Below are 21,298 nucleotides of genomic sequence, written 5' to 3' on the forward strand. Positions count from 1 at the left end.
CTGTTACGACCGTGCCGGGTCGTGTTCGTGCGGTTGCTCGTCGGCACCGGGAGACGCCGCCGTAGCGGGCTGGTGGTGCGGCCGGGCCAGCCGTTCGCCCTCGATGTCGACGTTGGGCAGCACGGCCGCCAGCCACCGCGGCAGCCACCACGCGGCCCGCCCGAACAGCGCCATCACAGCCGGGACCAGCGTCATCCGCACCAGGAAAGCGTCGAACACCACACCGGCCGCCAGCGCGAACGCGATGGACTTGACGATCTCGTTGTGGCTGAAGACGAACGACCCGAACACGATGGTCATGATCACCGCGGCGGCCGTGACCACCCGCGCGCCCTGGCCGAAGCCCGAGACGATGGCCGCCCGCGCGTCGCCGCCGTGCACGTAGTCCTCCCGCATCCGCGAGACCAGGAACACCTCGTAGTCCATGGCCAGGCCGAACAGGATTCCGATCAGCAGCACCGGCATGAACGCCACCAGCGTCGGCGCCGGCTCCACGCCCAACAAGTCGGCCCCGTAGCCCAACTGGAAGACGGCCACCGTCATACCCAGCGCGCCGCCGGCGCTGAGCACGAAGCCCAACGCCGCCTTGACCGGCACCAGGATCGAGCGGAACACCACCGTCATCAACACCAGCGCCAGCCCGATGACGACAGCGAGGAACATCGGCAGGGCCTCGCCCAGCCGTTCGGAGATGTCGATGGTGGCCGCGGTCGATCCGGTCACCGAAATCTGGGCGCCGGTCTCCTCGGCGACGTCGCCCTCCAGGTCCCGCACCTCGTGCAGCAGGTCCTCCGTGGCGTAGTCCGATGGCCCGTTCTCGGGGATCACGGTGATGATCGCGGTGTCGCCGGCCTCGTTGAGCTGCGGCTGCGTCACCTCCTGCACGCCGTCGAGACCGTCGAGCCGGTCGGTGACCCCTTCGGTGGCGGCCTCGGTGTCGGCGACCCCGGTGAGGTCGGCGACCACCAGCAGCGGCGCGCTGAATCCGGGGCCGAACTCGTCACTGATGATTTCGTATGCCTGGCGCTGTGTGGTGTCCTCGGGGCTGGTGGCGTCGTTGGGTAGCCCCAGGTGCAGCTCGCGCACCGGAATCAGGGCCATAACCAACACCGCCAGTACCGCCAGGATCGGTAGCAGCGGCCTGCGGGTGACGAGCCGCACCCACCGCATGCTCAGTGTCCGTTCGGTGTGCATCGCGGCCTCGGCGTGGCGGCCCAGTACCGGCAGCCGCCCCGCTGTGACGCGCCGGCCCAAGAACCCCAGCAGCGCGGGGAGCAGCGTGATCGCCACCAGCACCGCCACCGCCACTGTGGCCACCGCCGCCAGACCCATGATCGTCAGGAACGGGATGCCCACCACGGACAGTCCGAGCAGCGCGATGATCACGGTGGCACCGGCGAAGACCACTGCGCTGCCCGCGGTCCCGATGGCGCGGGCAGCCGACTCCTCGGGCGCCATCCCGTCGGCCACCTGTTTGCGGTGGCGCGAGAGCACGAACAGGGCGTAGTCGATACCGACCGCGATACCGAGCATGATCGCCATGATCGGTGCGGTGCTGGTCAGATCCAGCCAGTCGGCGGCGGCGTACAGCAGCGACATGCCCACGCCCACGCCGATCAGCGCCACGACAATGGGTAGTCCGGCCGCGACGACCGCGCCGAAGTTGATCAGCAGCACCACCAGGGCCGCGAGGACGCCGAATGCCTCGCTGGAGCCGACGGTGGGGGTGTCCACCGAGATGGCTTGGCCACTGTACTCGACCTCGAGCCCGGCCTCGCGCGCGGTGTCGCCGGTGGCCAGGACGCCGTCGATCGTCTCCTCGGCAACCGAGGTGTCGGGCTGGGTGAGCTGCACTCGCAGCAGTACGGTGGAGCGGCTCTCGGAGAACAGCGGGATCTGCGAGACGACCTCGTCCTCGTCGAACTCCGGTGCCTCTTGGGCGAACTGCTCGCGCGCCTGTTCCTCGGCGTCGGGCAGCAGGCCGGCGATGACCTCGTCACGGTTGGGGGTGCCCGGTGGCACCTGTTCCTCCACCCGTTCGCGCGCGGTCTCGACCGCCTCTTGGCGAGCCTGGTCGATCTCCGCGTCGTAGCGCTCGCGGGCCTCGGAGAGGGAAGCGTAGGGGTCGGTGACCGACTCCACCCCGTCCACGTCGCGCAGTTCCTCGGCGGTGGCGCGCACAGCTTCGACGTAGTCTTGGTCGTCGACGATGTCGGAACCGTCGGGTGCGTGGGCCACGACGGTGATCGTGCCGCCACTGCGCTCGGAGAAGCGCTGTTCAAGCAGGTCGTTGGTCTCCTGCGACTCGGTGCCCGGGATGGTGAAGGAGTCGTTCAGGGGAACGCGCAACGCGGCGGCGGCCCCGGCGGCGGTGGCCAGCAACACCAGCCAGGTGACCACCACCAGCCACCTCCGGCGGAACGCCATGCCCCCGAGGCGATACAGCAGTTGGGCCATGCTCGTTCTTCCTCTTTTCCCCGACGATCGGTCCGGGGCAAGCTCACCGGTGTCCGATGAGTCCGACTCCCGAGGAAGATGAAAATCCGATGAGAATCCGCCGCCGGTAGTGAGAGCCTCGTCACGGGAGCGTGTGGCGCGGCTTTCACTAGCCGGGTCCAGGAGTGGAAACTCCAGCCGCACCACTGTCCCCTCCTCGGGGGAGGAAGTGAAGAACGCCTCACCGCCGTGGGCGCGCATGACCGCCCGCACGATGGACAGCCCCAGCCCGCTTCCGGGCCGTCGCGACGGGGAACCGCCGCGGTAGAAGCGCTCGAACACGAACGCGGCCGTCTCCTCGGGCACGCCGGGGCCGGCGTCGCGGATCTCCACGATCACCCGTCCCGCGACGCGGCGCAGCGCGGCCACCGCCGGGCTGGAGACCGGCGTGTGCACGCGCACGTTGGCCAGCAGGTTGGCCACGGTTTGGCGCAGTGCCTGCTCGTCGCCGAGCACCAGCCCTTCGGCCTCGATCTCGGTGCGCCACGTGCGTTCGGGTTGGGCGGCGCGCGCGTCGGCGAGGCTGTCGGTGACGACGCGGCTCAGCTCGACCACCTCGCGCCGGGGAGTTGGCTGCTCGTCGAGCCGGGCCAGGTACAGCAGGTCGTCGACGATGGCGCTCATGCGCTCCGACTCCTCTTCGGAGCGGGTGATCACGTCGGGGCGGTCGGCGACGTTGACGACCCCCTGCGAGACCATTTGCAGGTAGCCGCGGATCGAGGTCAACGGCGTGCGCAGCTCGTGGGAGGCGTCGGAGACGAAGCGGCGCAACCGCTCCTCGGATTCCGCGCGGGCGTTCATCGCGGCGCGCAACCGTTCCAGCATGCGGTTGATCGAGGTGGTCAGCCGGCCGGCCTCGGAGGCGGCGGTCCCGCTGGGTGCCGGCACGCGCCGCTCCAGGTTGTCTGAGGCGATGGCCTCAGCGGTGTCGATCACGTCGTCGAGCGGGCGCAGTCCGCGCCGGATCACTGCTGAGGCCAGCGCGAGGGTGGCCAGCAGCACCACCGAGCCGGTCAACGCCTCAACCGCCACCAGTTGCCCCACGGTGGAGTGCACCGGTTGCAGGGGCAGCGCGATCAGCACGGTGGCGTCATGGGCGGGCAGGTATACCACGGTGGCGCGGTAGGCGGCGCCGGCCACGTGGGTCGTGAACACGCCCTCGGGTGCGGTGGCGACATCGATGTCTTGCAGCAGCGGCGGCCCCGAGCCCTGCACCTTGTGCATCCGGGCGTCGGGCGCGTCGGGCTCGTCGAGGGTGAACTCGAAGATGAACTCGCTGGGGGCGGCGATCTGCCGGACGAGTTCGGCGGGGTCGTGGACGAACAGCTCGATCTGGCGCGCGCGGGCGTACTCGGCGGCGACCTCGATGCGTTGGTCGGTGCGCTCGATCAGGTAGTTGTGCAGCGCGACCGCGCTGACGCCGGCCACCGCGGTCAGCGCGAGCGCCATCAAGGCGGTGATGGCCGCGACCATGCGGCCCCGCAGGGTGCGCAACCGGCGAAACGCGGTCATGTTTCGCTGCCCTCACGCAGCACGTAGCCGAACCCGCGCTGGGTCTGGATCAGGTTGGGGCCGAACTCGCCGAGCTTGCGGCGCAGGTAGCCGATATAGGTGTCGACGATGTTGGAGCCGCCGGTGTAGTGGCTGCTCCACACCGCGTCGATGATCTGCGAGCGCGAGAGCACGTGGCCGCGGTTGATCATCAAATAGCGCAGCAGGTCGAACTCGGTGCGCGACAGCGACACGGGGTGGCCGGAACGGTGGACTGTGCAGGCGTGCTCGTCGAGTTCGACGTCGGCGAAGCGCAGGATCGCTTCCTCGGTGGTGTGCGCCTGGCCGGGCATGGTGCGGCGCAGCACCGCGCGCACCCGTGCCAGCAGTTCCTCGATATTGAACGGCTTGGTGACGTAGTCGTCACCGCCGTAGGTGAGGCCGGCGATCCGCTCGCTGGGGGTGTCCTTGGCGGTGAGGAAGACGATGCCCAGATCCGGCAGGGTGCGGCGCAGGGTGCGGCACACATCGAAGCCGTCGCCGTCGGGCAGCATGACGTCGAGCACCACGAGGTCGGGGCGATGCAGCCGCGCGGTGGCCAGCGCTTCGGTCGCCGTGGCGGCCGAAGTCATCTCGAAGCCGTGGAACTCCAGGACAGTGGTCACCATGTCGACGATGTTGGGTTCGTCGTCGACGACGAGGATTCTGGGTTGGTTCATCGGGCATCCAGCGAATCCGAGGCTGATGAAAAATAGATGAGAGCAGCGCGGCTGCGGCCACGCTTTGCGGGACTCTCCACATTTTTGCTGATCAGCGCTGCGTGGCTCGCACGAGCCCCGCCTGGGCCGGCGTGTGGGCAGCGCGAACGCGCGCGGGGGTTCCCTGGGTGGCGAGCGAGGGTGGGTGGTGCTTGCTCGTGTGTTGATCGCTGTGTGGTCTTGGCGGTTGTGGTGGGTGGGGCGTAGGTGGGGGTTGTTGCTTGCCCTGGGTGGAGGGTTTGCTGTTCGCTCGTGCCTCGATCGCTTCGCGATCTCGGCAGCCTGAAGGGGGTGTTGTGGCTGGGGTGGCCGGAGACGATGCGGGGGAGCATCGGGGGTGGGGCGGCGTCGCTTCGGCGCGGGGTGTCGCTTTCCCCCGATGGGGTGTTGTGTCCCAGAGTCTCGTTGCCGTGGGGGTGTCGCTGTGTCCCAGAACGTCGCTCCAGTGCGGGGTGTCGCTGTTGGGTGATAGAGCGAGGGCGGTGATCTCCGCGGGGTGGTGGCCGAGGGGACCCCAGAAGGCGGTGGGCCGCCGCACCCACCTTGACCCCAGCCCGCTTCTTGCGGTGCTTGTGCCGTCGTGGTCTTAGCTCATTCGTTGTGCGGTGCTTGTTCCCCCGCGGTCTTAGCTCACCCGTCGCGCGGTATCCGCCCCACCGTGGCCACAGCCCACCCCAGGCTGTCGAGATCGCGCAGCGATCGAGACACGAGCGATGGGAAACTCCCGATCCCCTCCTCAAACCAAAACCACACCCCGCCACAAGCCCCCGCGCTGCGGGGGAGGGAGCCCGTGGCGTGCGCTTTCCGCTGCCGTTCGGCTACGCACCTAACCGGCGGTGGGAGCCCTCGTGGTACTGAAAGCGGGCGCCGGACGCGGCTTGAGGGCCGCCCGCCTCTGGCGAGGCAGGAACGCGGCGATGAGCAGGGCGGCGAGTGCGGCGGCGGCGCCGATCGCCATAACCACGCGGAAACCCTCCTGGGAGGGCACGCTGGCCCCACCGAGGGTGGTGGTCATCTGGGTGAGGACGACACCGGCCACCGCGCTGGAGGTCGAGGTCCCGATCGAGCGCATCAGCGTGTTGAGACTGTTGGCGGCGGCGGTCTCCGAGAGGGGCACGGCCGCCATCACCAAAGCGGGCATGGCGCCGTAGGCGAGCCCGATGCCGGCGCCGATGAGGCTGGACACCAAGACCAGGTGCCACACGCTGGACATGAACGCGATCCCCACGCTGTAGCCGCCTCCGACGATGACGGCGCCCAGCATCAGCATGGTTTTGGGGCCGCTCACCTTCGAGACACGTGCCGAGACCGGTGCCATGGCGACCATCACCACCCCCGAGGGGGCCATCACCAAGCCGACGGTCACCATGGTCTCGCCGAGGCCGTAGCCGGTTGAGACGGGCAGTTGCAGCACCTGCGGGAACACCAGCGACATCGCGAACATCGCGAAACCGAAGACGATGGAGGCGACGTTGGTGAGCAGCACCTGGCGGCGCACAGTAGTGCGCAGGTCGACCAGCGGGCGTGCCACGCGCGCCTCCCATAGGCCCCACAGCACCAGCACGGCGACAGCGGCGCAGAACAGCCCGGTCGTGGTGGCGCTGGACCATCCCCAATCGGCGCCCTTGGAGATGCCCAGTAGCAGGCACACCAGCGCGGCCGAGAGACCGGCGGCGCCGAGCAGGTCGAAGCGTCCGCCGGTGCGCACGGTCGACTCGGGCACGAGCGCGACCACGAGCCCGAGAGCAAGAACCCCGAAGCCCGCGGCGGCCCAAAACAACACGTGCCAATCGGCGCGTTCGGCGAGGAAGGCGGCTGCCGGCAAACCGAGCGCACCCCCAACCCCCAGTGAGGCGCTCATCAGCGCGATCGCCGAGCCGAGCCGCTCAGAGGGCAGTTCGTCGCGCATGATGCTGATCCCCAGGGGGATGACGCCGGCTGCCAGCCCCTGGAGCGTCCGACCGACGATCAGCGGGGCCAGGGTGGTGCTCAGCCCGCTGATCACCGATCCCGTTACCAACAGCAGCAGACTGAGCAGCAGCATGCGCCGCTTACCGTACATGTCTCCCAGCCGTCCCATGACCGGTGTCGCCACGGCGCTGGCGAGCAGGGTGGTGGTGACGGCCCAGGTGGTGTCGACGGGGGGCGTTCACGGGCTCAGGCAGCTTGGGCACGGTTATCGCCGCCCCCATGACGGAAGCCCGCTCGGCCCGTCGACGTGCCCGTCGAGGCCGGACGCGCCCATTTTTCCTTACGTTGGGTTAACGGCCCCGCTTCGCCGGGACGCCACTCACTCCTCGGAAAGGCATGCGTAGTGAACATCCCTCACCGGCGGCGGCTCGACTGGGAGCAGATCGGCTCCCTGCTCGCAGCAGCCGGCATCGACCCCGGCCACGCTGTCTCGTGCACCCGGCTCACCGACGCCAACTTCAATACCGCCTTCCGGGTCGGCCTGGACCCGGCCCGGTCAGGGCGCCCCAGCCTGGTGCTCAAGGTCGCTCCCGCCCCCGAGACCGCGATCTTGAGCTATGAGCATCGGATCATGCACACCGAGGCGATGTACTACCGGACCGCGGCCGGCCGGGCACCGGTGCCTGAAGTGCTGCACGCCGACTTCACCCGCGACCTGATCGACACCGACTTCCTGGTGCTCAGCGATCTTCCCGGAGCCAACTGGCACGCCCAGCGAGAACACATCGGCGAGCCTGAGCGGGAGCGACTGCGCACCGAGTTGGGCGGCATGGTCGCCGCGCTCCACCACATGACAGGCACCGGGTTCGGCTACCCGCAGGCGCCCCTGAGCGCGACCTGGCGGGCTGCGTTCCTGGCCATGGTCGACGCTCTGCTCGCCGACGCCGATGCCTTCGCCGTGGACCTGCCCGAGACCACCGAGCGGATCAGGGAGATCGTCACCGCCGCCGCGGACCCGCTCGACGAGGTGCGCACCCCGGTTCTGGTCCACTTCGACCTCTGGGACGGCAACATCCTCGTGGACCGTGCTGCCGGGCGCCCGTGGATCAGCGGCCTGGTCGACGGTGAGCGCGCCTTCTGGGGCGACCCGCTGGCGGAGTTCGTGTCGCTCGCCCTGTTCGGCGACGTCGAAACCGACCCCCACCTCCTCAACGGTTACCGCTCGGCCGGCGGCCGGATCGAGTTCGACACCGGCACGCGGCAGCGGCTTGCCGTGTACCGCTGCTACCTCTACCTGATCATGCTGGTCGAGTCGGTGCCGCGGGGACTCTCCGCCTCGGGGGATTCGGCCCATGTACGGCTCGTCACCCGGCACCTGCGCGCCGAACTGGACACCCTTGCGAAGGGAGACGTTTCGTGGCGTAGCTGAGACCGACGCTTTCGCGCCCGACCGGTGGCGAGTCGGTCAGGGCGGAGCCCACCGGCGGGGCGCCGGAATCGGCCGGCGAGAATCCCGCGGAGGAGAGGACGCCTGGGTGGCACCGGCGCAGCCGGACCGGCGACCGGGGCCGTGGCGTCCCACGGTGGGCGTGGCGGCGACGACGCCCCCACGCCCACCGGGTCACGCCGCGCCCTCGTGCTCCTTCCCAGCGGGCGCGGCGGCCGGCTGCGGGGTGGGGCGACGGCGGACGCACAGCGCCGTGATCACCGCGAGCGCACCGACGCATCCGCCGACGATGAACGCCAAGCGCAGGCCGGCGGGGTCCGGGCCCTCGGAAGCGGCGGCGCTGCCCAGCGCGGCGACGGTGACGAACAGGGCGGTACCGAGCGCGCCGGCCACCTGTTGCAGCGTGGTGAGGATAGCGCTGCCATGGGAGTAGAGGTGGTCGGGCAGCACACTGAGCGACTCGGTCATCAACGGGGTCATCATCAGCGCGAGCCCGCCCATGAGCAACAGGTGGATGGCGATGACCGCAACCAGCGGCGAGTCCGGTCCGAGTGCGGCGAACAGCCACAGCGATACCGCCATGGCCAGCGCCCCCGGGATGACCAAGGGGCGAGCGCCGACCCGGTCGAACAGCGCCCCCACAGGGCGGCCGAGCAGTCCCAGGAGCAGCCCGCCGGGCAGCACGGCCAACCCGCTGACGAACGTGCTGGTGTTCAGCACCGTCTGCATGAACAGCGGCAGCATGATCGCTCCGGCCCCGAGCAGGCACATGAACAGCAGGGCGGCCAGGATCAGGGCGACCACGAAGCTGCGGTGGGTGAAGGGGCGCATATCGAGGAGGGCGCGGTCGTTGCGCTGCAAGCGCGTCTGGCGCCACACGAACACCGCGAGTGCGAAGAGCCCGACTACCAGCGGGAGCCACGGCGGCAACGGGTGCTGCCCACCGCTGGACTCCCCGAACGAGGACAGCCCGTAGAGCACGCCGCCGAACCCGAGCGCCGACAGCAGTACCGAGAACAGGTCCAGCGGGACCGCTCTCGTTTGACTATCCAGCCGCAGCCAGGCCGCCCCGATAGCCAGCGCGGCCACCGCCAGCGGGAGCACGATCCAAAACATCCAGCGCCACCCCAGCCAGGACAGCACCGCCCCGCCGATCGTCGGGCCGAGTGCGGGGGCCACGGCGATGACGATCGTGATCGTGCCCATCGTGGCGCCGCGCCGCTCGGGCGGAATGAGACGCATCACCGAGGTCATCAGCAGCGGAATCATCACCGCGGTGCCACACGCCTGCACGACACGCCCCACCAGGAGCACCCCGAACCCCGGCGCCAGGGCGCTGAGCAGTGTGCCCAGGCTGAACAGTGTCAACGAGGCCAAGAAGATCTGGCGTGGGGTGAACCGTTCGAGCAGGAAGCCGGTGGTCGGGATGACCACGGCCATCGTCAGCAAGAAGCCGCTCGTCAGCCACTGCACCGTCGTCGTCGAAACATCGAGCTCGACGCTGAGGTCCCGCAGCGCGACACTCAGAATCGTCTCGTTGAGGATCATCACGAAAGCCGAGACGACCAGCACACCGATCAGTAGGCCGGCCCGCGGCGCTGTGGGCCGCTGCTCGGCTGCCGCGGCACTGGCGCCCGCGGTATCGGTCATGGAAATACCTCATCCAGAGTGAATTCGGTGGATCAATGGTGGAAAAGCCACGCGTCAGGCTACCGGGGCCAGGGGACATTTCCCGGCCGCACCGCACGATAATGACTTGACACCCGAGCCGTCCGGTTTCGGTCGTGGCCACGCCGGTCACAGCGGCGGTGAGCCCCTCGCGGCGGGTGCGGGCGACGACGAAGCGACTCCCGGCGGGGGGATCGCCCACGATGTGGCACTGGTCTCAACGGAAGGACCGCAGCGCGGCAGGGCCGACCGGCCTCGGCGACATGAACGAGGCGATTCTCAGGAGACGAGGGGAGCTGTTGTGTCTGGTTTTGAGCGCATCTTCACCGTCCGGCACCCCACCATGCACCCGTGCGACCACCTCCTGTCGCCGGATTCAACGTGGAGAAGATCGCCATCTCTCGACCGTCGCGGACCAGTTCCCCGCTACCGCACTTAACGTGCCGTCCTAGCCGTGGACGCAGAGCAGTACACCCGGCACTCGGCGTACCACCAGCGGGTAGATTCCCCACCGGCTGGCGTCGCTGTCCGACGGGTTCGGCCGCTGCGACCTCGCCAAACGCCTCTACGCGGAGTCCGCCCCCGACGGTGATCCCCTCGAGCGCGGAGAAAGCGGCGATGCTCGCTGCTCGTCGGTTGACTAAGGCGGCGCGGAGAACCACCCGTCCAGGAACCGTTCAAAACGCTTCGGTGACCAGCGGCAGCGGCCGGAGGTCACCGAACCACGAGAGGCAGCTCAGGTGTGGCCAACCACAGCAGATGAGGCGGCCTGCCCGCTCCTTGAGGAGACGGGGGCCATCGTCGCCACAGCCGCGCTTCGCACGCGGTGGACCAGTACGCTCGCGGTAGCCGCGGGCAGCGTGAACAGGGCCGCGGCGGCGCTGAGCCAGGACACCGCCGTGGTCAGGTCGTGGGAGAGGGTGAGCAGCCCGACCGCGATCGCGGGGCCGCCGGCGCCGAGGTAGAACGCGAGGTGCAGCGCCGAGCTGATCGCCCCGCGGTGACGGTCGGGAGCCGCCGCGTCGACGGCGGCGGTGGCGCCGCCGTAGGCCATCCCGTGGCCGGTTCCGGCGGCGAGCGCCGCGAGCAGTGTCGCCGGCAGCGAACCGCCGCCGGTGACAGCAAGAACGGCCAGAGCACACATCAAAGCGCCGAGCCCGGTGAGCTGGGCGCGGGGCGCGCCGCAGCGCGCGACCAAGGGCTGGGCCGCGACGGAGCAGGCGAGCACGGCACCCACGAGTCCGCCCGTGACCGCGAGGTCGTCGATCCGGGCCGCTCGGCTGAGCGTCGCCGGTATCACCGCCAGGAACAGTCCGGCCGCGCTCCAGGCGAGAAACCCCGTGGTCGCGGCGACGGCGAACCGTTGCCGCAGGCTGGCGGGGACGTGTGGGCAGGTGGGGCGCCAGCGGCGCGGGTGTGGCGGCGCCGCGGACAGGGCCGATACCCGGCGCATCCCCTCCGCCAGCAGGACCAGGTGGATCAGATACGGCAGCACCGCCGGCGCCGGGGCGTACTGCGCCAGCGCCCCCGCGGCGATCGGGCCCGCGGCGGTACCGGAGACGAACGCCATGCCGGCCAGCATCGAGGCCCGCGGGCGCTTGTGCTCCGGGGCGTTGTGGATCAGCAGTGCCGTCGCGGCTCCCGTGGCCGCGCCGAGTGCAAGTCCTTGTGCGGCGCGGCCGGCCAGCAGCCACACCGGGCCCGCGGCGCATGCGAAGCAGGTGGAGCCCACGGCAGCCACCACCACACTGCTCCGCAGCACTCGCCGCGGGCCGAGCGCGTCGGCGGCCGACCCGAACAGCAGCAGCGCGGGGGCGCTGACCAGGGCGAATGTGGCGTAGATGAGGGTCATCGCCAGGTCGCTGAACCCGAAGGCCTCCTGGTAGCCGGGGTAGAGCGGGCTGGGCAGGTAGGCCCCAGCGGTGAGCACGACGAGCAGGTAAGCCGCCGTGCGCCGCTCGCGTCCACCAGAGGGGAACTGGTGACCGAACTCCTGGGTAGGGCTTTCTCTGGGGGGTTGCTTCATCAACACGCTCTCAGCGTGCACTGCACGACCACTGTAGAAAAGCAAACGTTCTTGCATATGATTGTGCAAAATAATTACATGATCGATCCGAAGCTGCGGGTGCTCCAGCTCGTGGACCACTACGGCACGGTCACCGCCGCTGCCCAGGCGTTGCACTACACGCCCTCGGCGGTCTCCCACCAACTGCGCCAGTTGGCCGCCGAACTCGGTGTCGACCTGGTGACCCAGTCCGGTCGAGGGATCAGGTTGACCGCCGCAGCCGCCATCGTGCTGCGCCACGCCGAAGCGCTCTTCGCTCAAGCCGAGCGCGCCCGCGCCGAACTCGCCGCCTCCGCCGAGGAGACGGGTGGGTTGTTCACGTTGTGCGGCTTCTCCACGGCCGCCACCCACCTGCTGCCGCCGGCCGCTGCCGTCCTCAGGGACCGCTATCCGCAGTTGAGCGTGCGCGTCATCGAAGCCGAACCCGCCCGCTGCTTCGATCTGCTCTTGGCCGGCGACGCCGACCTCGCGCTGCTGATCCCCACCGCCGACACCCCGCCGGCCTCCGACACCCGCTTCGACCAGCATCCGCTGCTCGACGACCCGCTCGATCTGGTTGTGCCCAGCGGGCACCCGCTGGCCGGACGCCGCAGGGTCACGCTCGCCGATGCCGCCGACGAGCCGTGGATTCTGGGCCAGCCCGGCAGTACGTACCACCACCTGGTGCGCACCGCCTGCATGGCGGCCGGGTTCACGCCCCGCATCGCCCACTACGCCGACGAGTGGGACACCGGAACCGCCCTGGTCGCCCACCGGTTCGGCATCATCCTCGTGCCCCGGCTCGCGCGGCTGCCCGAAGGACTACCGGTCACCCGTATCCCGCTGCACGGCGAACCCGCGCCCGTGCGCCGCGTCCTGACCGCCACCCGCCTCGGCAGCCGCGACCACCCCGTCATCAGCACCGTCCTGGAGACCATCACCACGACCGCCACCGGCCTGCACCAGCAGTCGCACACCAGCCGAACCGAAGGAGACGGCGCAGCCGCGCAGGAGAGCTGAACCACGGTGGCCGGTACGGGAAGCCGTCCCTGTGGGGTGCCGCGGTGGGCTTTGGGCTACGGCTCGCACGCGCGGGCACGGGTGGCGTCGCGTACTGGAAGCAGCGGCTGTGAAGTGGGGAGTGCGAGGGGGACGGCTTTGCCCCTGTGCAGCGGAAGAGCACCTGCCGAGGCCCGATCGGCGGGGGCGGTGGGAGCCGGGGGGCCGGGGCGGAGCAGCCGCGGCGGAGCAGCCGCGGTATGTGATGGCCGTTCTTCGATGTCAAGGCTCCACTGATCCCCGCTCAGTGACCGAAAGCAGCATCAGGAAAACGACCTGTTTATGCTCTGATGCCCCTTATTGCTGTTGTGGGGTGCGACACACCGCTATAACTTCGTTTCGCCAAGTGGCCATCTTCGGCTCTTCCCCCGAGCCTCGAAGGAGACAGCACCGTGTCCGCAACCTCCCACCGGCTGGGAACGGTGGCCGCACTCATGGGCGCCAGCCTCGCGCTGCTCGCGCCCATGGCAGCCGCAGCACCCACCGACGACCCGAGCCCCGTCCCCGTCCCCGAGGTCGAGGGGCCCCTGCCCGGGACGGCCCCCGGAGACCCCGCCTCCGACAACATCGAGGACACCTACCCCTTCTACGCCACCGATGTCGACCTCGACAGCTACGACTACGTCGAGGAGGAGTTCATCGTCTCCGGCACGGCCAACCAGTACGTCGACGGCGCTGTCGCCTCCGAGCACCCCTACCGGACCCGGGTCATCGTGCGCCGCCCCGAGCACCAGTGGGACTCCAACGGGACCGCACTGGTCGAGTGGCAAAACGTCAGCGCCGGCTATGACATCGACGCCCTCTGGTCGCCCAGCTCCGAGCACATCATGCGCGAGGGCTACACCTGGGTCGGCGTCTCCGCCCAGAACGTGGGCGTCTCCTACCTGACCGAGTGGAGCCCCGCCCGCTACGGCGACCTCGACGTCACCGACGGCGGCACCGTCGAGAACGACCAGTTGTCCTACGACATCTTCTCCCAGACCGCCCAAGAACTGCGCGAGCCCGACAGCGCACTCGCCGGAGGCATCGAGCTCGACCAGCTCCTGGCGATCGGAGCGTCACAGTCGGCGGGCCGCATGACGGCCTACTACGACCGGATTCTGCCCCACATCGAGCCGGTCTTCGACGGCTACGGGTTCATCGTCGGCTCGGCCCCCACGACCGAGCGGCCCGAACCCGCCTTCCAGGTGCTCTCCGAGACCGACCTCACCCTGTTCCCCGCCCAAGGCATCGCCGACAGTGTCCACACCTGGGAGGTCGCGGGAACCGCGCACTCCGGCTGGGGCGGCCGAGCCGCACGCGAGGGGGTGGACAACCGTGACCTGCCCGGCGGGCAGCCGCAGTACAACTGCGCCCAGCCCCCGTTCAGCCGCGTGCCGCTGCACCACGTGCTCAACGCCTCCTACAACCACCTCAGCGAGTGGGCCGAGGACGGGACTGCTCCGCCCGAGGCCGACCCGATCGAGCGCACCGAGGACGGCGAGATCGCCCGGGACGAGGACGGCCATGCGCTTGGCGGCATCCGCCTCTCCCAGGTGGAGGTGCCCACCGCGCTGAACACGGGCGTGAACTCCGCGACGATCCCGTCCGACTTCTTCTGCGTCCTCTTCGGCTCGCACGAGCCCTACTCGGATGCGGAGCTGGCCCAGCGCTACGACTCCCACGCCTCCTATGTGTTCCAGGTCAAGCGGGTCGAGCGCCGCAACGTCCTCGCTGGCTACGTCACCCTGGCGGACTCGCTGCGCAACCGTTTCGACGCTGTCCGGTCCGACGTCGCTCGCTAACCAGCGCCGCGAGCCCGGACAAGCCGCCCCCAGCATCGTGCGGGGGGCGGCTTCGTGTGTGCTGTCCAGATATCGATCACGTGACCTACCGCCTGAGACCCCTGAAGCCGGCGGCCGCTCCACCGCCACGATCACGGTCGTCCCAGGGCCACAACCGCGCGCTCAACCGGCGGCAGCGCCGAACCACTTGGGTAGCTGGTTGAGCAGATCCTGCTGGTCTTGGCCGACCCAGGCTACGTGGCCGTCCGGCCGCAGCAGCACTGCGGGCACGTCCAGTTCCTCGCTGACGTCGACGACGTGGTCGACTCGCTGCGTCCAGCCCGCCACCGAGAGCCGACCGGTCTGGTCGAGCAGCAGTCCCCGGCCACTGTGCATCAGTTCGTAGAGGCGGCCCCGCTTCAACTCGAGGTCGCGCATCCGCGTGCCGAGCAGATCATGCCCTTCACCGAAGTCGTAGCGGACTCCGACCGCGGTGATCTTCTCGGTCAGATACCGGTTCACGTCCTCGAAGTCCATCAGTTCCGCAATGAGCTGGCGTACTGACCGGGGCCCTGGCTCGGGGGAGAGCAGCTCGATCTGTGCGCGGGTGTTGTCCAGCACGTCGGCGGCCACCGGGTGGCGTTCGGTGTGATAGCTGTCCAGCAGCCCCGCCGGTGCCCAGCCGTCGACCTCGGCGGCTAGTTTCCAGCCGAGGTTGAACGCGTCCTGGACGCCGAGATTGAGCCCCTGCCCGCCAGTCGGCGGGTGGATGTGCGCCGCGTCGCCGGCCAGCAGCACCCGGCCGCTTCGGTAACGCTCGGCCAGCCGGGTGGCGTCGCCGAAACGGGAGATCCAGCGCGGTGAGTGCACGCCGAAGTCGGTACCGGCGAACACCCGCAACTGCCGCCTGAGCTCTTCGAGGGTCGGGGGGATCGTGCGGTCCTCGGCAACCCCGTCGGCGGGCACGACGAGACGGTACACCCCCTCGCCGAGGGGCATGGCGCCGAACCGCAGTTGGGTCTTGCGGACCTCGGCCACCACGGCGGCCAGCTCCTCCGGCGTCGCGGTCACCTCCGCCTCGCCCAGCAGCGTCTCGACCCTGCTGGGCTCACCGGGGAACCCCACGCCCAGCAGCTTGCGTACCGTGCTGCGGCCGCCGTCGCAGCCCACGAGGTAGCGTGAGCGCAGCCGTGTGCCGTCGGCCAGTTCGGCGCTCACCCCCTGGTCGTCCTGACTCAGCCCGACCAGTTCGCAGCCGCGCCGGATCTCGGCGCCCAGTTCGGCGGCGTGCTCGGCCAGCAGGCGCTCGGTGACGTGCTGCGGGATGGCCAGTATGTAGGGATGCGCGGTGTCCAGCCGGTCGGGCCAGGGTTTGGTGATACCGGCGAAGAAGCCTCCGACCGCGAACCGCTCGCCGAGCGCGAGGAACCGCTCCAGCAGACCGCGCTGGTCCATCACCTCGATACTGCGCACGTGCAGACCGAGCGCGCGGGCCTGCTCGGCGGGCTGTACCTCCTTCTCCAGCACGACCACGTACACGCCGTGCAGCCGCAACTCGCCGGCCAGCATCAAGCCGGTCGGCCCGCCGCCGACCACGATCACGTCGATCATGAGCCCCCCATTTAACAAATTGTTTTTCTTGTTTTTCGGCCGGCTGCCGCGGGCAGTCAGGCGGCGCGCACACTCGCACCGTTGCACCGAGTGCCCGCAACCGCGCCACGAGCGCCCCGATGGTTCGACCTCCCCGCGCCCCACACGTCGACAGAAACACGCCTCGTTCGCGAACCTCTGATTTCCGCGGGTCCCGGCTTCGACTGGAGATTCTGCGGCACGCCCCGGGGCTTGCCGCAAGCCCCCCGGTGCGCTATACATTGAAAATGGCAGGGGATATCTTTCCTGTCCCCGAGTCCTCCACCGTGGACGGACAGCCCTTGGTGAAGCGGCGCCTCGCCACCCACCGCGATACGGCGTCCCCAGCGGATCTCCGGATACCACACGCCGTCTTTTCATGGGCTCTTACCGCCATGACCGCAGGCGTCTCCGGCAGGTGAATGCGCATCCGCGGGCGAGAAGGGCGTCATGCCCCGGCGTCCCGCACCTCCCGACCGACACGCACGCGGCGAAAATTTCGTGCGTTCTCGCATGTGAATTGCGAAAGTCCTGCGTGTGCTGGATTTTTGCTGTGCACCGATTTCGTTCGCGGGGAGAGTTTTCCGAGGCGGCGGGCGGCAAAGTTCTTTCGGGTGGTGCTAGCTGGGAAAACGTCCCGATTTTGTGATGGCCCAGTACGGCTATTGCCAGTTCATGCTTCCGGTTATTACGGTGTTACTTTAACCTTCAACCTTCAAGGAAATCCTAGCGGTGGAAGATTTTATATGCCCGCGAAATCCCCCGTCAGAAGGAGAAGATCGTGCAGCGTAACGCCCTTGACTACCTCATCGTCGGTGCCGGTCCCGCGGGACTCCAGCTCGGCCAATTACTGCACGAGGCGGGGCACGAGTACCGGATTCTGGAAAGCGGCAGCGCACCGGGCACCTTCTTCCGAACCTTCCCGCGCCATCGCACGCTTATCTCCATCAACAAGCCACACACCGGCATCGCCGATCCCGAGTTCAACCTGCGGATGGACTGGAATTCCCTGCTGTCGCCGGACCCGCGGCTGCTCTTCACCCGCTACACCAGACGCTACTTTCCCCAAGCCGACGACTTGCTGCGCTATCTGGCCGACTTCGCCGCAACCTTTGACCTTGATATCGCCTACGACACGCGGGCGGAACAGATCGGGCGCGAGGACGACCGCTTCTGCGTCACCGATCAGCACGGCCGCGAACACCACGCCCGACGGCTGGTGATGGCCACCGGGCTGAGCCTGGCCAACACCCCCGACATTCCCGGCATCGAAACCGCCGAGGACTACGCCACCGTGTCCGTAGACCCCGACGAGTTCACCGACCAGCGCGTTCTCATCATCGGCAAGGGCAACTCCGCGCTGGAGACAGCGGACAACCTCATCGAGACCGCGGCCGTGATCCACGTGGCAGGGCCGCACGCCATACGGATGGCTTGGAACAGCCACTACGTCGGGCATCTGCGCGCGGTCAACAACAATTTCCTCGACACCTACCAGCTCAAGTCACAAAACGCCCTGCTCGACGGCGAGGTGCTGTCGATCGACAAGGCCGAGGAGCCCACCGCCGGCCCCCGGTATCGGGTTCGATTCAACTTCTCCCGGGCCGACGAGGTGGTCAAGGAGCTGCGCTACGACCGGGTCATCGTGTGCACCGGTTTTCGCTTCGACGCGTCGGCCTTCGGCCCCGGATGTCGCCCCGAGTTGGCCATCAACGACCGTTTCCCCGCCCTCACCTCAGCTTATGAGTCGGTGAACGTGCCGGGGCTGTACTTCGCCGGCACCGTGATGCAGCAGCGCGACTTCAAGAAATCCACCGGCGGCTTCATCCACGGCTTCCGCTACGCCGTACGCGCGCTGAGCCGCATCCTCGACGAGCGCCACCACGACCGTCCCTGGCCACAGCTCCCGCTCGCCCCCACCCCCAGCGCGTTGGCCGACGCCGTGGTGGCCCGCGCCAACCGCAGTTCGGCCCTGTGGCAGATGTTCGGCGCCATCGGGGACCTGGTGGTCATGGGGCCTGGTGAACAGGCCCAGTACCACGAGGAGGTGCCAGTCGACTACGCTCACGACAGCGACATCACCGGCGGCGGCGAGTACTTCACCCTCACCCTGGAGTACGGCCCCGACCACGACAAGGTCGACCCCTTCGACATCACCGTGCGCCGCACCGCCCAGAACTCGGTCGAGGACGCCTACGACGCCGCCTACCTGCACCCGGTGATCCGCCACTTCCGAGGCGGCGAACTACTCGCCACCCACCACATGGCCGAGAACCTGGAAAACGAGTGGGACGGCCCCGAGAGTCACCACGCCCCGCTGGTCGACTTCTTCGCCCGCGAACTCGGGGTCGCCCCCACCACGACCACCATGGGTCGGTGAGGGCCGCCGTGATGCTCAACGTCCACGACTTCGAAACCGCGGCGCGCGCCACCCTCGACCCCGTCTACGCCGACTTCATCGCCGGCGGGGCACGCGACGAGATCACCGTGCGGGCCAACGAGGCGGCGTTCAGCGGCCTGCGGCTGCTTCCCAGAATGCTGCGTGGCAGCGCCGAACGGGACCTGGCCGTGACGCTGCTCGGCGACCGGGCGGACCTGCCGATCCTGCTCTCGCCGACCGCCTTCCACAAACTGGTAACCCCGGACGGGGAACTGGCCACCGCCCGCGCCGCCGCAGCAGCCGGAGCGCTCATGATCGTCAGTATGGCCTCGACTGTGGCGGTGGGCGAGATCGCCGACGCGGCCCGCGCGGTCGGCGGCGACGACGTCTCGCTGTGGTTCCAGCTCTACATCCAGCCCGACCTGGAGATCACCGAGGCGCTGGTCCGCCGGGCGACCGACGCCGGGTGCACCGCACTCGTGGTCACGGTGGACTCTCCCGTACTGGGCGCCAACGAACGCAACCGGCGCAACGGTCTCAATGACCTGCCGGCCGGCCTGTACTGCGAGAACCTGCGCGATCTGCGCGACGGCGAGAGCGGACACGTACGCCAGATCGCCATGTCCCCGGAGCTGTCCTGGGAACACATCGACTGGCTGCGCCGGACCACCTCGCTGCCGATTCTGCTCAAGGGTGTGCTGCACCCCGAGGACGCCCGCCTGGCCGTGCAGCACGGTGTCGACGGGCTGGTGCTGTCCAACCACGGGGGACGGCAACTGGACACCGTACCGGCCACCCTCGAACTGCTGCCGGAGATGGCCGCCGCGGTCGCCGGCCGGATTCCGATCGTGCTCGACGGCGGCGTGCGGCGAGGCACCGATGTCGTCAAGGCACTGGCGCTCGGCGCGTCCGCCGTCGGGATCGGCCGCCCCGTCATGTGGGCCCTGGCCGAAGGCGGCGAGAAAAGTGTGCGACACCTGCTGGAGCTGCTGCACGCCGAGCTCGACGACACGCTGGCGCTGTGCGGCGCGTCCGGACTGGATGACCTCACGCCCGAGCTGGTCCGGCCAGCCGGCTGGGGACATGCGGGGCAGGGCACCTGCAACGGCGGGGTGGTGTCATGAGCCTCACGGGATGGCTGATCGTCGGCGCGGCCGTGGCACTGGTCGCCAGCCTGCCGTACTGGCTGCCCAAGGCGGTGATCGCGCTGCGGGTGCGCATCTTCGCCTGGGTCAACGGCGAGGAGGGCATCCCCACCCCCAGCCGTGACGTGCCCGCCGAAGAGTTCAAGCAGGTGTACGCGCACCCGGCCTCGAACGGCCGCAGCCAGGGCGCCGCGCTGTCCGACCTGTTCTGGTACTGGCTCTCTCCCGGCCCCGAGGTGCACCAGGAGCACCTGGAGCCCGGCCCCCGTTACGACGAGGTGGCCAAGACCACCCGCCAGATCTTGGCCGGACTGTCCAAAGCGGAGTGGACGGAGCTGGTCGGCCGCTGCACCCGGCGGGTGCTCGACGAACTCGACGGCCGCGACCGGCAGCCCGGTGTCCGGGCGCACTGGGTCAGGCTGCGGGACCTGATGATGCCCGTGTGGGCCGAGGTCTACTACGAGGTGGTCTTCCGGGAACCGTGCCCGCGCCACGTCCGGGAGCTGATCACCGGCAACGCCGACGACGTGGTCAACGCCCTCAAGTGCACCAGCCTGCGGCACATGGACCGGCGGGCCCGGCTCACCGCCTACCTGCGCGAGCGGCTCGCCACCGCGCCGCCACCGGTGCCGCTGCCCTCCCTGCTCTCCGAGCGGGAACAGGTCTACTACCTCCAGGGCACGTTCTTCAACACCGCCGTCGTACAGATGTCTGAGGCGATGGCCCATTTGCTGCTGGCCCTGGCCACCCACCAGCCGGTGCAAGAGCGCTTGCTGGCGGGGGAGGAGGAGCCCGACTTCCTGGAGCGGGCCATCAGCGAGACGCTACAGCACTTTCCGCTGTTCGGGGTGGCCCACCGGATCACCACCGCCGAGGTCCCCCGGGCCGAGCGGGAGCCCATCCCCGCCGGCTCGGTCCTGCTGTTCAACTACCCCGAATACCAGCGCTCCGGCGCGCCCGACGCACAGGAGTTCGACCCGGACCGGTGGCTGTCACCGGAGACCAAGCCCTCCGCCTTCATCCCGTTCGGGGTGACCGCCAACCGTCCCTGTCCAGCCCGCGGGTTCGCCATCTTGACCATGCGCGTCGCGGCCGAGGAGATGCTGCGCCGTTTCCGGTTGGAGTCCTCGGCCGAGCACACCCGCTCGCTGCCCAGCCGCGGTCCCTGTCTGCTCGTCCCGCGTGCCGACGCCGCGGCGATGGGCGTGGCTCCGGCGCGCCGCAGGTTCCGGCTCGCCGCGATGCGGCTGGCCGATCGCTGGGCGGCGGTCCCGCGCAGCCTCGTCCAACTGCTCCTAGGCAGCTACATGGTCTGGGACGCCCAGCGTCAAGGACTGTGCCGGAACTACTTCGCCACCCCTCCCGGCGGCCCCGCCTCGACCACCGACAGCCATTGAGCAGCAGAGAAGACGGCCACGGCGGACCTCGGCTCCGGCTCCCTCCGCCGCGGCCGTCGGCCCGAGCCGACCGGTCGCGCACCACCGAGCTGAAGACCGACAGCCTCAGT

Annotated in this window: 11 protein-coding genes and 1 pseudogene; 6 read left to right on the top strand and 6 right to left on the bottom strand. The window is 69.3% G+C overall.

The features are described from left to right. Positions 1-3 precede the first annotated feature (3 nt). From ABD848_RS14335 to ABD848_RS14345, 3 genes and pseudogenes are all read right to left on the bottom strand, one after another. Positions 4-4,008 (bottom strand): MMPL family transporter, encoded by a 4,005-nt coding sequence (locus tag ABD848_RS14335; protein ID WP_344971987.1) that lies wholly within the window; start codon positions 4,006-4,008, stop codon positions 4-6. Then, positions 4,005-4,706 (bottom strand): response regulator transcription factor, encoded by a 702-nt coding sequence (locus ABD848_RS14340; RefSeq protein ID WP_344971989.1) that lies wholly within the window; start codon positions 4,704-4,706, stop codon positions 4,005-4,007. The genes ABD848_RS14335 and ABD848_RS14340 overlap by 4 nt, the downstream gene beginning before the upstream one ends. Before the next feature lie 865 nt (positions 4,707-5,571). Next, a pseudogene (locus ABD848_RS14345) lies at positions 5,572-6,919 on the bottom strand (MFS transporter); the annotation flags it as partial. Positions 6,920-7,059: 140 nt separating this feature from the next. On the opposite strand from ABD848_RS14345, the gene ABD848_RS14350 reads away from it, so the two are divergent. After that, positions 7,060-8,085, top strand: a complete 1,026-nt coding sequence (locus tag ABD848_RS14350; protein ID WP_344971991.1) for a phosphotransferase family protein — start codon at positions 7,060-7,062, stop codon at positions 8,083-8,085. A gap of 192 nt (positions 8,086-8,277) precedes the next feature. Here the strand turns inward: ABD848_RS14350 and ABD848_RS14355 are convergent, their stop codons facing one another. After that, positions 8,278-9,753, bottom strand: a complete 1,476-nt coding sequence (locus tag ABD848_RS14355; protein WP_344971993.1) for a DHA2 family efflux MFS transporter permease subunit — start codon at positions 9,751-9,753, stop codon at positions 8,278-8,280. Between the two features lie 754 nt (positions 9,754-10,507). Then, positions 10,508-11,797 (bottom strand): MFS transporter, encoded by a 1,290-nt coding sequence (locus tag ABD848_RS14360; RefSeq protein WP_344971995.1) that lies wholly within the window; start codon positions 11,795-11,797, stop codon positions 10,508-10,510. 78 nt (positions 11,798-11,875) lie between these two features. Here ABD848_RS14360 and ABD848_RS14365 point away from each other — a divergent pair, with 78 nt between their 5' ends. Together ABD848_RS14365 and ABD848_RS14370 are read left to right on the top strand one after the other, a co-directional pair. Further along, entirely contained in the window at positions 11,876-12,835 is a 960-nt protein-coding gene (locus tag ABD848_RS14365) for a LysR family transcriptional regulator (RefSeq protein WP_344971997.1), read from the top strand. Between the two features lie 431 nt (positions 12,836-13,266). Further along, positions 13,267-14,658, top strand: a complete 1,392-nt coding sequence (locus ABD848_RS14370) for an alpha/beta hydrolase domain-containing protein (protein ID WP_344972000.1) — start codon at positions 13,267-13,269, stop codon at positions 14,656-14,658. 162 nt (positions 14,659-14,820) lie between these two features. On the opposite strand, the gene rox is transcribed toward ABD848_RS14370, so the two are convergent. Next, positions 14,821-16,248, bottom strand: coding sequence for a rifampin monooxygenase (rox, locus tag ABD848_RS14375; protein WP_344972002.1), 1,428 nt, complete (start codon positions 16,246-16,248; stop codon positions 14,821-14,823). Between the two features lie 799 nt (positions 16,249-17,047). On the opposite strand from rox, the gene ABD848_RS14380 reads away from it, so the two are divergent. Genes ABD848_RS14380 through ABD848_RS14390 form a run of 3 tightly spaced genes read left to right on the top strand, consistent with a single transcriptional unit; the run spans position 17,048 to position 21,188 of the window. Further along, positions 17,048-18,646 carry an NAD(P)-binding domain-containing protein gene (locus ABD848_RS14380; RefSeq protein ID WP_344972004.1) on the top strand — a complete coding sequence of 533 codons (1,599 nt, stop codon included), beginning with the start codon at positions 17,048-17,050 and terminating at the stop codon, positions 18,644-18,646. After that, entirely contained in the window at positions 18,643-19,770 is a 1,128-nt protein-coding gene (locus tag ABD848_RS14385; RefSeq protein WP_344972006.1) for an alpha-hydroxy acid oxidase, read from the top strand. The genes ABD848_RS14380 and ABD848_RS14385 overlap by 4 nt, the downstream gene beginning before the upstream one ends. Then, entirely contained in the window at positions 19,767-21,188 is a 1,422-nt protein-coding gene (locus ABD848_RS14390; protein WP_344972008.1) for a cytochrome P450, read from the top strand. Before ABD848_RS14385 ends, ABD848_RS14390 begins: the two co-directional genes overlap by 4 nt. The last annotated feature ends 110 nt before the right edge of the window (positions 21,189-21,298 follow it).

The organism is Salinactinospora qingdaonensis (assembly GCF_039539445.1).
Taxonomy (GTDB): Bacteria; Actinomycetota; Actinomycetes; order Streptosporangiales; family Streptosporangiaceae; genus Salinactinospora; species Salinactinospora qingdaonensis.

Coding starts and splice junctions, on each gene's coding strand:
- ABD848_RS14335 (WP_344971987.1), bottom strand. CDS start 4,008: ATGACCGCGTTTCGCCGGTTGCGCACCCTGCGGGGCCGCATGGTCGCG.
- ABD848_RS14340 (WP_344971989.1), bottom strand. CDS start 4,706: ATGAACCAACCCAGAATCCTCGTCGTCGACGACGAACCCAACATCGTC.
- ABD848_RS14355 (WP_344971993.1), bottom strand. CDS start 9,753: ATGACCGATACCGCGGGCGCCAGTGCCGCGGCAGCCGAGCAGCGGCCC.
- ABD848_RS14360 (WP_344971995.1), bottom strand. CDS start 11,797: ATGAAGCAACCCCCCAGAGAAAGCCCTACCCAGGAGTTCGGTCACCAG.
- ABD848_RS14365 (WP_344971997.1), top strand. CDS start 11,876: ATGATCGATCCGAAGCTGCGGGTGCTCCAGCTCGTGGACCACTACGGC.
- rox (WP_344972002.1), bottom strand. CDS start 16,248: ATGATCGACGTGATCGTGGTCGGCGGCGGGCCGACCGGCTTGATGCTG.
- ABD848_RS14390 (WP_344972008.1), top strand. CDS start 19,767: ATGAGCCTCACGGGATGGCTGATCGTCGGCGCGGCCGTGGCACTGGTC.